This window comes from Oerskovia sp. NPDC060338, assembly GCF_042726295.1.
GTDB lineage: Bacteria > Actinomycetota > Actinomycetes > Actinomycetales > Cellulomonadaceae > Oerskovia > Oerskovia merdavium.
In genome coordinates, this window is record NZ_JBHXCQ010000013.1 from 70,998 (window position 1) to 83,956 (window position 12,959).

14 protein-coding genes are annotated in these 12,959 nt (G+C 75.0%); 8 read left to right on the forward strand and 6 right to left on the reverse strand.

Going from position 1 to position 12,959, the window contains the following annotated elements:
• The first annotated feature begins 61 nt into the window (after window positions 1-61).
• From ssd to ACFWGN_RS16505, 4 genes are read left to right on the forward strand one after another with little or no spacing between them, the layout of a single operon-like run.
• Entirely contained in the window at window positions 62-886 is an 825-nt protein-coding gene (gene ssd / locus ACFWGN_RS16490) for a septum site-determining protein Ssd (RefSeq protein WP_377618300.1), read from the forward strand.
• Window positions 883-2,034 carry a TadA family conjugal transfer-associated ATPase gene (locus ACFWGN_RS16495; protein ID WP_377618301.1) on the forward strand — a complete coding sequence of 384 codons (1,152 nt, stop codon included), beginning with the start codon at window positions 883-885 and terminating at the stop codon, window positions 2,032-2,034. The genes ssd and ACFWGN_RS16495 overlap by 4 nt, the downstream gene beginning before the upstream one ends.
• On the forward strand, window positions 2,031-2,720 hold the full coding sequence (locus ACFWGN_RS16500) for a hypothetical protein (RefSeq protein ID WP_377618303.1): 690 nt from the start codon (window positions 2,031-2,033) through the stop codon (window positions 2,718-2,720). Before ACFWGN_RS16495 ends, ACFWGN_RS16500 begins: the two co-directional genes overlap by 4 nt.
• Window positions 2,717-3,301 (forward strand): type II secretion system F family protein, encoded by a 585-nt coding sequence (locus ACFWGN_RS16505; RefSeq protein ID WP_377618305.1) that lies wholly within the window; start codon window positions 2,717-2,719, stop codon window positions 3,299-3,301. Before ACFWGN_RS16500 ends, ACFWGN_RS16505 begins: the two co-directional genes overlap by 4 nt.
• Before the next feature lie 194 nt (window positions 3,302-3,495).
• Here the strand turns inward: ACFWGN_RS16505 and ACFWGN_RS16510 are convergent, their stop codons facing one another.
• The 4 genes from ACFWGN_RS16510 to ACFWGN_RS16525 all read right to left on the reverse strand — a co-directional run bounded on the left by ACFWGN_RS16510 (window position 3,496) and on the right by ACFWGN_RS16525 (window position 6,193).
• Complete coding sequence (locus ACFWGN_RS16510; RefSeq protein ID WP_377618307.1) at window positions 3,496-3,807, reverse strand: helix-turn-helix transcriptional regulator; 312 nt, start codon at window positions 3,805-3,807, stop codon at window positions 3,496-3,498.
• A gap of 339 nt (window positions 3,808-4,146) precedes the next feature.
• A complete protein-coding gene (locus ACFWGN_RS16515) occupies window positions 4,147-5,424 on the reverse strand; it encodes an RNA polymerase sigma factor (RefSeq protein ID WP_377618309.1) in 1,278 nt (425 codons plus the stop codon).
• A gap of 22 nt (window positions 5,425-5,446) precedes the next feature.
• Entirely contained in the window at window positions 5,447-5,794 is a 348-nt protein-coding gene (locus ACFWGN_RS16520; protein ID WP_377618311.1) for a YciI family protein, read from the reverse strand.
• Window positions 5,795-5,797: 3 nt separating this feature from the next.
• On the reverse strand, window positions 5,798-6,193 hold the full coding sequence (locus tag ACFWGN_RS16525; RefSeq protein WP_191800720.1) for a YciI family protein: 396 nt from the start codon (window positions 6,191-6,193) through the stop codon (window positions 5,798-5,800).
• Between the two features lie 225 nt (window positions 6,194-6,418).
• Between ACFWGN_RS16525 and ACFWGN_RS16530 the strand changes: the two genes are divergently transcribed.
• From ACFWGN_RS16530 to ACFWGN_RS16545, 4 genes are all read left to right on the forward strand, one after another.
• On the forward strand, window positions 6,419-7,372 hold the full coding sequence (locus tag ACFWGN_RS16530) for an alpha/beta fold hydrolase (protein ID WP_377618312.1): 954 nt from the start codon (window positions 6,419-6,421) through the stop codon (window positions 7,370-7,372).
• A 167-nt stretch (window positions 7,373-7,539) separates the two neighbouring features.
• Entirely contained in the window at window positions 7,540-7,752 is a 213-nt protein-coding gene (locus tag ACFWGN_RS16535; protein ID WP_225219868.1) for a DUF4244 domain-containing protein, read from the forward strand.
• Between the two features lie 119 nt (window positions 7,753-7,871).
• Window positions 7,872-8,189: a TadE family type IV pilus minor pilin gene (locus ACFWGN_RS16540; protein WP_377618314.1), complete on the forward strand. Its 318-nt coding sequence runs from the start codon at window positions 7,872-7,874 to the stop codon at window positions 8,187-8,189.
• Window positions 8,186-8,539: an Rv3654c family TadE-like protein gene (locus ACFWGN_RS16545; RefSeq protein WP_377618315.1), complete on the forward strand. Its 354-nt coding sequence runs from the start codon at window positions 8,186-8,188 to the stop codon at window positions 8,537-8,539. The genes ACFWGN_RS16540 and ACFWGN_RS16545 overlap by 4 nt, the downstream gene beginning before the upstream one ends.
• Before the next feature lie 37 nt (window positions 8,540-8,576).
• Here ACFWGN_RS16545 and ACFWGN_RS16550 read toward each other — a convergent pair whose 3' ends face one another.
• Both ACFWGN_RS16550 and ACFWGN_RS16555 read right to left on the reverse strand, forming a co-directional pair.
• Entirely contained in the window at window positions 8,577-11,294 is a 2,718-nt protein-coding gene (locus ACFWGN_RS16550; protein ID WP_377618488.1) for a DEAD/DEAH box helicase, read from the reverse strand.
• A 285-nt stretch (window positions 11,295-11,579) separates the two neighbouring features.
• Window positions 11,580-12,926, reverse strand: a complete 1,347-nt coding sequence (locus tag ACFWGN_RS16555) for a M18 family aminopeptidase (protein WP_377618490.1) — start codon at window positions 12,924-12,926, stop codon at window positions 11,580-11,582.
• Window positions 12,927-12,959 lie beyond the last annotated feature (33 nt).

The window sequence follows — 12,959 nt, forward strand, 5'->3', positions numbered from 1 at the left end:
GGTCCGCGGCCCGCTCGTCGAGCCCACGGCTGCCCCGCGCCTCACGACGAGAGGGGGAGCCGTGGGACGGGAAGAGGCCGACGTGGTGGGGGTCGTCGGGGCGTGCGGCGGGGCCGGGGCGAGCACCGTGGCAGCAGCGCTCGCGGACGGGTTGCAGCGGGCCGGGCGACGACCGGTCCTCGTGGACCTCGCGACCACGGGCGCAGGGATCGACGTGCTCCTCGGGATCGACCATCGGGACGGCCCGCGCTGGGCGGACCTCCGCGACGCCCGGGGCGAGGTGGACGGCCGAGCGCTCGTGGAGCTGCTGCCGACCTGGTCCACCGTGCCGGTCCTCAGCGCCCACCGCGCCGACCCGGTGGCCCGCGACCCGGGCGTGGTCGTCGACGTGTGCTCGGCGCTCGCGGACGCGTGCGACGTCCTGGTGCTCGACCTGCCGCGCGCGGCGCTCGCTGCGGGGGCGGTCGCGTCCGCGCCGACCGCGGCCGGGGCCGGGGCGGGAGCCGGGCCCTGCGAGAGGGGAGACGCCGACCACGCTGCGCTCGTCGGGGCGTGCGACACGCTGTTCCTCGTGACCCCGCTCGAGGTGCCCGCGGTCGCGGGAGCCGTCGCGGCCGTCACGCTCGCGCGCCGCACCGGAGCCGACCGGTCGATGCGCCTGGTCGCACGGCGACCCGCGCCCGGGCGGCTGGACCCGTGGGAGGTGAGCGACGTCGTCGGGCTCCCGCTCGCGTGCGTCGCCGGATGGGACCGGACCCTCGCGGCGCGCGTCGACCGCGGGCAGGGCCCACCCGTCGGAGCACGTCGCCCCCTGGGACGCGCAGGACGCGAGCTCGCGGCGCTCGTCACCGCCCGGACGGTCACCCGAAGCCCGGTCCTTGCGTGAGCCCGATCGACGACGGGCTCCTGGCCGAGGTGCGTGGCCGGCTCGTCGGGGGCACCACGGCCGACGACTCCGAGCTCCGGGCGGCGCTGCGCGGCACCGGGCGCGTGCTCGGCAGCGACGCCCTGACCGACCTGACCCGGCGCGCACGTGCCGAGCTGTACGGGGCCGGACCGCTCCAACCCTTGCTCGAGGACCCTGACGTCACCGACGTCCTGGTCAACTCGCCCGCCGAGGTCTGGGTCGACCGCGGGGCAGGCCTCGAACGTGCGCCCGTGCACCTCGGGAGCGTGGCCCAGGTCCGGGCGCTCGCGGTCCGGCTCGCTGCCGCGGGCGGGCAGCGGCTCGACGACGCGAGCCCGCTCGTGGACGCGCGGCTGCCCGACGGCACCAGGCTGCACGCAGCGATCGCTCCCGTGTGCGAGTCAGGGGCCGTGATCTCGCTGCGCGTGCTGCGCTCGCGGGCCTTCACGCTCGACGAGCTCGTGGACTCGGGCGGGCTGCCCGCCCCGTGGGGCCCGGTGCTGCGGCGCCTCGTCGCGGCGCGCGCCAACATGCTCGTCTCGGGCGGCACGGGGACGGGCAAGACGACGCTGCTCGCCGCGCTGCTGTCCCTCGTGCCGGGGCACGAGCGCGTCGTGTGCGTCGAGGAGGCGCGCGAGCTCGTGCCCGACCATCCGCACGTCGTCCCCCTGACCGCGCGGCGCCCCAACGTCGAGGGCGCGGGGGCCGTCGACCTGGCGGACCTGGTCCGCAACGCCCTGCGCATGCGCCCGGACCGGATCGTCCTGGGCGAGTGCCGTGGTGCCGAGGTCCGCGAGGTCCTCATGGCCCTCAACACGGGTCACGACGGCGGGCTCGCCACGATCCACGCAAACTCCGCGTCGGTCGTCCCCGCGCGGCTCGAGGCGCTCGCGGCGTTGGCGGGGATGACGCGCGAGGCCGTGGCCGCCCAGGCAGCGGGGGCGCTCGACGTGGTGCTGCACCTGCGCCGGTCCGGGCGGGTCCGGTACCTGGCGGAGATCGGTGCCGTGCGGCGCGACGTCCGGGGTGAGCTCGTGGTCGAGCCCGTCGCGACCTGGGACGGCGTGCGGGAACCGGTCGCAGCCGAGGGATGGGACGCGTTCGCCGACCGGTGGAGCGGGGTGTGAGCGGCGATCTGGCGATCGCGGTCACGGTCGGGTGCGCAGTCTGGGTGGCCGTGGCTCCTGCGGGTCGGCGAGCCGCGGAGGTGACGGCCGGTCGTGGGGTGCGGCCGGCGGGGTGGCGAGGGGGCTCCGGGGTGGTCGCGCGGGCTCTCGGTCGACGTCCGGTCGCCGGGCGTTCGGTGCGCGTGCTCGTCTCGCACGTCGCGTCATTGGTGCGCTCGGGGAGCGCGCCCGGCCACGCGTGGGCGACCGCGGCCGGCGTGCGGGTGGACCCCCGGGGTGTCCCCGAGACCGCCGACCTGCTCGTTGTCGTGGGCGCTCACGGCTCGGACGAGGCGTCGGGGCAGGTCGCGGCGGTGGTCGCGGCGAGCCGGTTGGCGGCCGACGTGGGGGCACCCCTCGGGGCGGTCCTCGAGTCGATCGCCCAGGCGCTGTCCGCGGAGTCGGAAGCGCGGGCCGACCGGGAGGCGTCGCTCGCCGGCCCTCAGGCGACGGCGCGCGTGCTGCTGTGGCTCCCGGCGGTCGGGGCGCTGCTCGGCGTGGTGCTGGGGGTCGATCCTGTGGCGACCGCGCTGGGTGGCGGGGTGGGATCTGCTGGGCTGCTGGCGGGCGGGGTGCTGCTCCTGGTGGGTCGCCGGTGGTCAGGTCGACTGGTCGCGAGGGCCAGGGCGGCGGGGGCGCCGCCGTGAGCGTCGACTGGCCGCTCGCGGTGGCGTTGTCGTGCGGATTCCTGGTCGCGGCGAGCCCGTGGTGCGTCGCCCGGGCGGGAGTGCGGGCTCGGCTCGGTGACCTCGTGGCCGTCACGGCGGCTCCCGGCCGGACGCCGGGGTCGGGCGGGCCGGTCGAGATCGGTGTCCTGCTCGAGCTGCTCGCGGCTGCGGTCCGCGCGGGGACGAGCGTCCCGCGTGCGCTCGAGGCGGTGGGCCAGGCGGTCGGAGGGCCCGACGGCGTCGCCCTCCACCGCGCCGGGGCGGCGGTCGTGCTCGGGGCCGGGTGGGCCGAGGCGTGGTCCGGGGCGCCGACGCGGCTGGACGTGGTGCGTTCGGCGCTGGCACCGGCATGGGAGCAGGGAGCCGCTCCGGGGGAGTCGTTGCGCGTGGCGGGCGAGCAGCTCCGGCGAGACCAGCAGGCGGCCGCACGGCAGGCCGCAGCGAGGCTCGCGGTGCACCTGGTCCTGCCGCTGGGGGTGTGCTTCCTGCCGGCGTTCGTCCTCATCGGGCTGCTGCCCGTGCTGCTGTCGTTGGGCGGTGGGGTGCTCGGTGGTGGGTGAGGGGTGGCTGGTGCTGGTGCTGGCCGAGCTCGACGGCGGGGAACGGATGTCGGGTGATGGTGCGGACGGTCGTGCCGAGGTGAGCGGCAGGGGCGGTGACTGATCGCAGCCCGGCGCGCGGCGAGCCGAGGACGCGGGACTGGCGGCGTGGTGAGCGAGGCTGGGCCGGCGGCGTGGTAGCTCGAGGGTGGGCGTCAGCGGCGCCCACGCTGAGAGCCGTCGTCGAGGAGGTCGTCGACTGGACAGCCGAACGCTGCGGCGATGGTGCCGAGGTCGTCGACCGACCAGGCGACCTTGCCCGTGAAGCGCTGCGAGATCGCGCTGCGCGACCGGCCGAGCAGCTCGGCGAGGTCCTCCTGGCTGATGTCGCGCCGTGCGGACTCGAGCCGGATCGCGCCGGCAGCGACCCGGCTGAGCGGTACCCCGTACCCGGAGGGCAGGGGGAGATCGTCGAGCGGCCACGAATGGCCTTCCGGGATCGTGTGGGCGAGTGGTCGGGGGAGCATGTGTGCCTCGCAGGAGTGTGTGGGAATCGGGAGTCGTGTTCGATGAGCGGGCCGTGGTTTCGCTGAGCGAACAGCGCTCGCCACAACACTTGGGGACTCGCCAGACGTTCCTGGACTGCTCGCCGCGGAGTCCTGAACTCGTGGAGTCTCTGAGGCAGCCAGCCACGTGGACGAGGTTCAGCGATGCTGCTGATCGGATGCCATTGATTCATGCTGGCCGGTCGGCGGGCTATGGGTCAGGCTTTCCACAGGTCCACAGGTCCACAGGTCCACAGGTCCACAGGTCCACAGGTCCACAGGTCCACAGGTCCACAGGTCCACAGGTCCAGTCCGTCCGAGCTAGCCGACCAAATCCTCACGGACCTCCGCGAGCCGCCGCGTCAGATGCTCTCGCTCGGCCGCGTTCCCGCACCGGCCGATCGCCTCCTCGAACGACGCCACGGCCTCGGCAGGTCGGCCCGCACGCGCCAGCAGCTCGGCACGGGTCGCGGGCAGCCGATGGTTGGTCCGGAGCGCCTCGTCGATCCCCTCGAAGTCGTCGATCAGCGCGAGCCCGGCGGTCGGCCCCTCGGCCTCCGCGACCGCGACCGACCTGGCGAGCCGGACCATGGGCGAGCCCGTGGCCGTCTCCAGCTCGGCGTACAGGTCGGCGATCCCGCCCCAGTCCGTGTCGGTAGCGCGTCCCGCGACAGCGTGTGCGGCGGCGATCGACGCCTGGAGGCGGTACTCGTGCGCGAGGCCAGTGACGCCGTCGGGCACGGAGGCCAGCAGCGCGAGACCCGACGCGATCTCGCCGCGGTGCCACCGCGACCTGTCCTGGTCCGCCAGCAGCACCAGGGCCCCCTCGACGGAGACGCGTGCGTCACGCCGCGAGTGCTGGAGCACCATGAGGGCGAGCAGCGCCCGCACCACGGAGCGCCCCGGCAGGAGCTCGTCGAGCAGGCGTGCCAACCGGATCGCCTCGCCCGCCAGGGCCACCCGCAGCACGTCGGGCCCCGTGCCCGGCGCGTACCCCGCGGTGAAGGTCAGGTACAGGACCGAGGCGACGTCGTCGAGCCGGTCGTCCAGGCGCTCGGGCGCCGGCACCTCGAACGGGATGCCCGCCGCCACCAGACGCTTCTTCGCACGCGTCAGACGAGCCGCCATGGTCGCGTCCTGGACCAGGAAGAGCCGCGCGATGTCCGGCACGGGCAGGCCTGCGACGAACCGCAGCGTCAACGCCGCACGCGACTCGACCGACAACGCCGGGTGGCAGCACGAGAAGACGAGCCGTAGCCGGTCGTCGGGCAGGTGCGCGCCGTCGTCGACCATGCCCGGCGTGCCGTCCGCCGCCTCGGCCGCGGACTGCGCCTCCATGATCATGAGCGGCACTTTCTGGGCCGCGACCGCCTCGGCGCGCAGACGGTCGAGGACGCGCCGCCCGGCCGCGGTGCGCAGCCAGGCGGCAGGGGAGTCCGGCACGCCGTCGACGGGCCACGTCCTCGCTGCGGCCGCGAACGCGTCCGCGAGCGCGTCCTCCGCGAGGTCCGGACGGCGGTAGCGCGCGACGAGCATCGCGAGCAACCGCGCCCAGTGGTCGCGCCACGCCGAGGCGAGCGCGTCGCCGGCGAGAGTCACGGGCGCGCGACCGACGACGATGTCACAGGCCGTCCACGTCCACGACCGGACGCAGCTCGACCGTGTACTGCGGCAGGAGGGCGACGGCCTCGATCGCGGTGTCGATGCTCGGCAGCACGGCGACGTAGAAGCCCCCGAGCTGCTCGGCGAGCTCGGCGAACGGCCCCTCGGTCACGACCACCGCACCCTCGCGGCTGTGGACCGTCGTGGCCGCGGCGACCGTGCTCAGCGCCTCCGCGGCCACGATGCTCCCGTGGTTCCTGAGGAACGCGGCGAACTCGTCGTGCTGGGCCATGTACCGCGAACGTTCCTCCGCGGAGGCATCGGCCCAGACCTGCTCGTCCCCGTACAGCAGGAACATGACCTTCATGGCTCAGGCCTCCGCCCGTGCGCCGGCGGTCGCGGCGGCGTCGTCGACCCCGCCGTGATCCACCGTGGGGCGGATCTCGTACGTGCAGCCGTCGCCCGCGAAGACCTCGTCGATGATCGTCACGAGGCCCGGCAGGTCGTCGCTCACGACCAGGTAGATGCCGCCGATCTGCTCGGCCAGCTCGGTGAACGGGCCCTCGGTCGTCCCGACCCCCGGGCGGACGAGGGTCGCCGTCCCGGCCGCCTCGAGCTCGACACCGCCCGAGATCCGGTGACCCTCCGCCTCGACACGGCGCGAGAACTCCTCGTGCTGGGCCATGATCTCCTCGGCCAGGTCCGGGCGCATGGCGGGCGTGCCGTCTTCCGGGGCGTGGATGAGGACTGCGTACTCGGTGCTCATGATTCCTCCAGGTGGTGCGGATGGATGGTCCTTCATCACGATGACGCGCGACCACCGACGGAATCGACAGCCCCTCGCGACCAGTTTCGCGGGTGGTCGCGGCGGGCGCGAGAGACCGCGGGGCACGGGCGTGCGCAGCACCGGTCACAAGCTGACCTGTACTGGTCGCACGATGGCGGCATGAGCTCAGCGACAAGTCCCGGTACCCGATGGAGAGAAACCCCGATGCCCGACCTCAGCGACTTCCCCGAACCCACCCTCGTTCCTGTCAACGGTGTGGAGCTCGAGGTCTTCGAAGCCGGCCGGCACAACGCAGGACGGCCCGTCGTGCTGTGCCACGGCTGGCCGGAGCATGCCTCTTCCTGGCGCCACCAGGTGCCCGCCCTCGTCGCGGCGGGCTATCACGTCATCGTCCCGAACCAGCGAGGTTACGGCGGCTCGTCCCGCCCGGCCGACGTGACGGCGTACGACATCGAACACCTGTCGGGCGATCTCGTCGCGCTTCTCGACCACTACGGGTACGACGACGCCACGTTCGTCGGTCACGACTGGGGTGCGTTCGTCGTCTGGGGGCTGACGCTGCTGCACCCGCACCGCGTCAACAGGGTGATCAACCTGAGCCTGCCGTACCAGGAGCGCGGAGAGCGTCCCTGGGTCGAGCTCATGGAAGAGGTGCTGGGCGGCGACTTCTACTTCGTCCACTTCAACCGACAGCCAGGCGTCGCGGACGCCGTGCTCGACGAGAACACCTCCCAGTTCCTCCGCAACCTGTACCGGAAGAACGAGCCCCCCAGAGCACCAGAGCCCGGCATGGCGATGATGAACCTCGCCCGGGCGCAGACGCCGCTCGGCGAGCCCGTCATGAGCGAGAGCGAGCTGGCCGTCCTCGTGTCCGCGTTCGAGTCGACCGGTTTCACAGGAAGCATCAACTGGTACCGGAACCTGGACCGCAACTGGCGTCTCCTGGCGGGCGTGGACCCGATCATCCGGCAGCCGACGCTCATGATCTACGGCGACCGGGACCAGGTCGCGCGGTCCGAGAGACTGGCAGAGTTCGTCCCCCAGGTGGACGTGGTCACCCTGGACTGTGGTCATTGGATCCAGCAAGAGCTGCCGGAGGAGACCAACCGAGCGATCCTCACCTGGTTGGCGCAGCAGGAGGCCGTCGGAGGGTCATGACCCCGCCTCGCGGGAGCGCCTGGCCTCTGCGAGCGGGCTGTCCACAGGATCTCCCGCGGGGTGCCGCTCCACAGCGGCGACCCTCGGCCCAGCGCGCGAGGGCCGCCGTTCGCCACAGTGGGCGGCACGGCCCGCGACAGGCGGGCCACGAGAGCCAGGAGGCACCCATGAAGGCCATGCACCGAGCGAGAGCGACGGGAGCGGGGCTGCTCGTCCGCGTCCGCGGTGACGATCCGGAGTCCGGTCTCGCGACCGCCGAGTACGCGGTGGCGACCATCGCCGCCGTCGGGTTCGCGGGCCTGCTGATCGCGATCCTCAAGAGCGGCGAGGTGCGCGAGATGCTGCTCGGCATCATCCAGCGCGCCCTGTCGATCGGGTGAGCGTGACGGCCATCAGCACGTGGGCGCCGCGGTCGGCGACCTCGCGGCAGGGGACGTGGGGTCGGTCGCGGCGTCGGCAGGGGCGGGGACGGAGGTCACCGGACCGTGAGCGCGGCACCGTGACCGCCGAGCTCGCCCTGGCGCTGCCCGCGGTCGTCCTCGTGCTGGTGGCCGTCCTCACGCTCGCCGCAGCGGCGAACGCGCAGCTCCAGGCCGCCGACGCCGCTCGCGCCGCTGCACGGGCCGTCGCGATCGGCGAGGACGACGCGGTGGTGCGCGCCGTCGTCGTGCAGGTGGCCGGGGCCGACGCCACGGTCACCGTCTCGCGCGGCGACCCGTGGGTCGAGGTGCGGGTCGCCAAGCCGGTGGTCGGCGGCTGGTTGTCGAGCTCGCCGCTCCAGGCACGCGGGGCCGCGGTCGCGTGGAACGAGCCGTGAGGCCCGGCGACCGGGGTTCGGGGACCGTGCTCGCACTCGGTCTGATCGCGGTCGCGCTCGTCCTGGGGCTCGCGCTCGCGGCCCTGTCGTCCGCGCAGGGCGCGCGGGGACAGGCTCAGACGGCAGCGGACCTCGCGGCCGTCGCCGGGGCGACCGCCCTCCAGGGGGGTTGGGACGCGTGCCCGACGGCGCGCGAGACCGCGGAGCGCAACGGCGCCGTGGTCGTGGCGTGCGTCGAGCAGGGCGACGGGGTGGTCAGGGTCGACGTCACGCGCGAGGCGACGGGATGGGCCGGGGCGCTGGGGACGGCGCGGGCCGCGGCACGGGCGGGACCGGCGTCGGCACGGTGACTCGTCGGGGGGCGGGGGGCCGGGGCCCGGGCCACGGTCACGCAGGCGCGTACGCGAGCACCGCGTCGAGCAGCCGGACCGCCGCGGCCTTGTCGAGCGGGTTGTTGAAGTTGCCGCACTTGGGCGACTGCACGCACGCTGGGCAACCGTCCGTGCATGGGCAGCGCGAGATCGCGGCCCGGGTCGCGCGCAGCCACGTCGCCCCCAGGTGGAAGCCCCGCTCGGCGAAGCCCGCGCCGCCCGGGTAGGCGTCGTACACGAACACGGTCGCCCGCTCGGTGTCGACGTGCATCGCGGTCGACACCCCGCCCAGGTCCCAGCGGTCGCACGTCGCGAGCAGCGGCAGGAGACCGATCGACGCGTGCTCGGCCGCGTGGAGCGCTCCCGGCGCCGTCTCGGCGTCGATGCCCGCGGCCTCGAGGACCTCGGCCGGGACGGTCCACCACACGGCGGTCGTCGGGAGCGTGTGCTCGGGCAGGTCGAGCGGTTCGACACCCAGGATCTGCAGGTCCGGCAGGCGTCGGCGCTGGAAGCTCACGACCTGGCTCGTGACCTCGACAGGTCCGAACCCCCAGCCGATCGGCCCCCACCAGCGCTGGATCGCAGGGTGCGCGGCGTCGTTCGGTGCCGAGCCCTGCGGGACGGACGGCTCGTCGCCCGGGGCGGGCTCCGCCGTCGGGCCGTCGTCCGACGGGGCTGCCTCCGCCGGCGGGCTGTCGTCCGACGGAGCCGAACCGACCGAGGCCTGGGCCTCGCCCCGGCCCTCGTCGCGGATCCCGTGGATCGCGATCTCCGTGACGGATCGCGACCACGTCCCGAAGTCGACGTCCCGGCGTGCGACGAGCGCGACGCCGTCGCGCAGGTCGAGGGTCTCCACGACGTAGCTCACGCCCTGGTGCACGTAGACCGCGCCGTCGTGGACCGACCCGTCGGCCGAGGCCGCGTCGACCGTGCCGAGCAGGCGGCCCGTGCCGGACTCGACCACGCGCACGGGCGAGCCGCCCGAGCCGCGCAGGTCCGTCATCGCGGCGGCGGACTGGGCGTGTGTCCAGTACCACCCGGACGCCCGACGGCGCAGCGCACCCCGCGCGACGAGCACGCCCAGGAGCTCGGTCACCGCGGCGGGGTCGCCGAACACGGCGAGGTCCGACTGTCGCAGCGGGACCTCGGCGGCCGCCGCGCACAGGTGCGGCGCGAGGACGTACGGGTTGGCGGGGTCGAACACTGTGGCCTCGAGCGGGGCCGCGAAGATCGCCTCGGGGTGGTGCACGAGGTAGGTGTCGAGCGGGTCCTCGCGCGCGACGAACGCGACCAGGCCGTCGGCTCCTGCCCGCCCCGCGCGGCCCGCCTGCTGCCAGACCGACATGCGCGTGCCCGGCCAGCCCGCGATGAGGACCGCGTCGAGGCCCGAGATGTCGACGCCCAGCTCGAGCGCGTTGGTCGTCGCGAGGCCCCGGATCGCGCCGCTGCGCAGCGCCTGCTCGAGCGCTCGGCGCTCCTCGGGCAGGTACCCGCCGCGGTACGCCGCGACGCGGCGCGCGAGCTGGGGCGAGACGACGCGCAGGTGGTCCTGGGTCTGGGTCGCGACGGCCTCGGCCCCGCGGCGAGACCGGGTGAAGGCGAGCGTGCGAGCGCCCGCGGCCGTGAGGTCGGCCAGGAGGTCCGCGGCCTCGGCGGTCGCGGACCGGCGCGGGCGCTCGGGCGGGTCGCCGGGGGTCGCGGGCTCGTCGGGGTCGCTCGTCAGGCCCAGCTCGTCGTGGGCCGTGGGGTCGATCAGCAGGGCCTCGGCGAGTGCCGCGTCGGCCGCCGGGTCGTCCGCCGCCGCGGCGCGGGCCTGCGCGGCCTCGTAACCCAGGACCTCCGGGGGCTGCCAGAGCGCGAACGTCTTGCGCCCCGCGGGGCTCGTGTCGGTGTCGACCGTGACGATCTGCTCGGGCGGGACCCCGATGAGCCGGCCGGCGCTCGCCGCGGGGTCGGCCGTGGTGGCCGAGGCGACGACGAAGGTGAGGCGGTTCCGGGGCGTGCCGGCCGGAGCGGACGACCCGGCTGGTGGCGCCGGCGCGTAGTGCGCCTGGAGCCGGGCGAGCCGCCGCAGCACGAGCGCCACGTGCGCCCCGAACACGCCCCGGTAGGAGTGCCCCTCGTCGACGACGACGTAGCGCAGGTTCCGCAGGAACCGCGCCCAGCGGCGGTGGTTGGGCATGAGCGCGAAGTGCAGGAAGTCGGGATTGGTCAGCACGACGTCGGCGTACTCCTGGACCCACTTGCGCTCCTCGAACGAGGTGTCGCCGTCGCACGTCGAGACCTTGACGTCGTTCGCGCGCGACGCGTCGAGCAGGCGCTGGAGACCGTTGACCTGGTCGGCCGCGAGGGCCTTGGTCGGGCTCAGGTAGAGGACCGTGCCGCGCGACCGGGTGCTCTCGATCCGGCCGGGGGCCAGCGTCTCGGCCGCGCGGTCGGCGCGCACCGCGGTGAGCGCGGGCAGCCAGAACGCGAGCGACTTGCCCGAGCCGGTCGAGGTCGCGAGCGCGACGTGCCGGCCCGACCAGGCGGCCTCGGCCGCCTCGACCTGGTGCGCCCACGGTCGCTCGACGCCCATCGAGCGGTAGCCCGCCACGAGCGAGGCGTCGGCCCAGCCGGGCCAGTCGGCGTGCTGACCGGGGCGCCCGGGCAGGTGCTTGACGTGCGTCAGCCGGTCGGCGCGGCGGCCGCCTGCGAGCAGGACGTCGAGCAGGGCGCCGGGACGGTCGGGCACGGTCGGCAGACCCGTGCTGGTGCGGTCGCGAGCGTCCGGGTCGCCGGTGGGCGAGGAGCCGCGCGACGGGCTGGTCGACGCGGCGTCCGGTTCCGGGGTTCGCGACGGGCTGGGCACGTCTTCGAGTCTCCCACCTGGGGCGTGCCGGGCCGAACCGTCGAGCGGACGCTGCCCCCGGGATCGCGAGGTAGAACGTCCTGCGCGAGGTAGTACGCGAGGGGTTCTACCTCGCGCAGGACGTTCTACCTCGGCGACAGGCAGGGCCGCGGCGCGCGTCCGCTGCCCTCAGCCCGCGAACACCTGCCCGATCGCCCGCGACAGGTAGTACGGGTCCGCGACGGCCGTGAGCTCGCGCGCCGAGTGCATCGAGAGGATCGGCGCGCCCACGTCGACCGTCCGGATCCCGAGCCGGGTCGCGGTGAGCGGCCCGATCGTCGACCCGCACGGCACGGTGTTCTCCGAGACGAACTCCTGGCTCGGCACGCCCGCCGCGGCGCAGGCGGCGGCCCAGGCTGCCGCGCCGTGGGCGTCGGTCGCGTACCGCTGATTGGCGTTGATCTTGAGGATGGGGCCGCCGCCGGCCAGCGGCCGGTTGGCCGGGTCGTGGCGCTCGGGGTAGTTGGGGTGGACCGAGTGGCCGACGTCGCTCGACACGCACAGCGACCCCGCGAGCGCACGGTGCCGGTCCTCCTCGTTCGCTCCGAACCCGGCGCTGATGCGCGAGAGCACGTCGGCGAGGAAGGGGCCGCTGGCCCCCGAGCGGGTCTCGCTGCCGATCTCCTCGTGGTCGAACGCCGCGAGCACGGCGACGGGCGTCTCGTGCCGCCCCCGGTGACCGGCCCCGGTGGACGCCCCGGGCGCCCCCGCCGCCACCTCGAGCAGCGCCGTGAGCCCGGCGTGCACCGACAGCAGGTTGTCGAGCCGCCCCGAGGCGAGCAGCTCCTCGTGCGCCCCGAAGATCCGCGGGGCCTGGGTGTCGGCCACGACCAGGTCGTACCCGCCGACGTCCGCGGCCCGCACGCCCGCGTGCTCGGCGAGGAGCGCGAGCAGGTCCGCGTCGGGGGCGCCGAGCGCGCCGAGACCCCACACCGGCTGGGTGTGGCGCTGCTTGTCGAGCGTCAGACCGTCGTTGGCGCCGCGGTCGAGGTGGATCGCGAGCTGCGGGATGCGCAGCAGGGGTCCGGTGCGGACCAGGTGGCTGCGGCCGTCGATCGTCACGAGGCGCCCGGCGAGCTCGAGCTCGCGGTCGAGCCACGAGTTGAGCAGGGGGCCGCCGTACACCTCGACGCCCGCCTGCCACCAGCCCTCGCGGCCCGTGGTGGGCTTGGGCTTGAGCTTGAAGCCGGGCGAGTCGGTGTGCGCGCCGAGGATCGCGAAGGGGGTCGTGGCGCTGGCCCCCGCGGGCGTCGCCCACGCGATGACGGCACCGTCGCGCACGACGACGTAGCGCCCCTCCGCGCCCGCGAGCGGCCAGGCGTCGGCCTCGTCGAGCAGCGTGAAGCCCGCCTCGACCGCGCGGCGGACGACCTCGTGGGCCGCGTGGAACGACGAGGGCGAGGCCTCGACGAACCGGGCGAGGTCCTCGGCGTGGGCGCGGGCCTGCGGGGACGGACCCCGCGGGGTGGCGACCACGGGAGTGGCGGGGCGGGCGGGGACGGGGGCTGC

What these genes read in the sequence shown, in the direction of transcription:
- ACFWGN_RS16510 (WP_377618307.1), bottom strand. Translation starts at nt 3,807, where the DNA reads ATGCTCCCCCGACCACTCGCCCACACGATCCCGGAAGGCCATTCGTGG.
- ACFWGN_RS16520 (WP_377618311.1), bottom strand. Translation starts at nt 5,794, where the DNA reads ATGAAGGTCATGTTCCTGCTGTACGGGGACGAGCAGGTCTGGGCCGAT.
- ACFWGN_RS16525 (WP_191800720.1), bottom strand. Translation starts at nt 6,193, where the DNA reads ATGAGCACCGAGTACGCAGTCCTCATCCACGCCCCGGAAGACGGCACG.
- ACFWGN_RS16530 (WP_377618312.1), top strand. Translation starts at nt 6,419, where the DNA reads ATGCCCGACCTCAGCGACTTCCCCGAACCCACCCTCGTTCCTGTCAAC.
- ACFWGN_RS16535 (WP_225219868.1), top strand. Translation starts at nt 7,540, where the DNA reads ATGAAGGCCATGCACCGAGCGAGAGCGACGGGAGCGGGGCTGCTCGTC.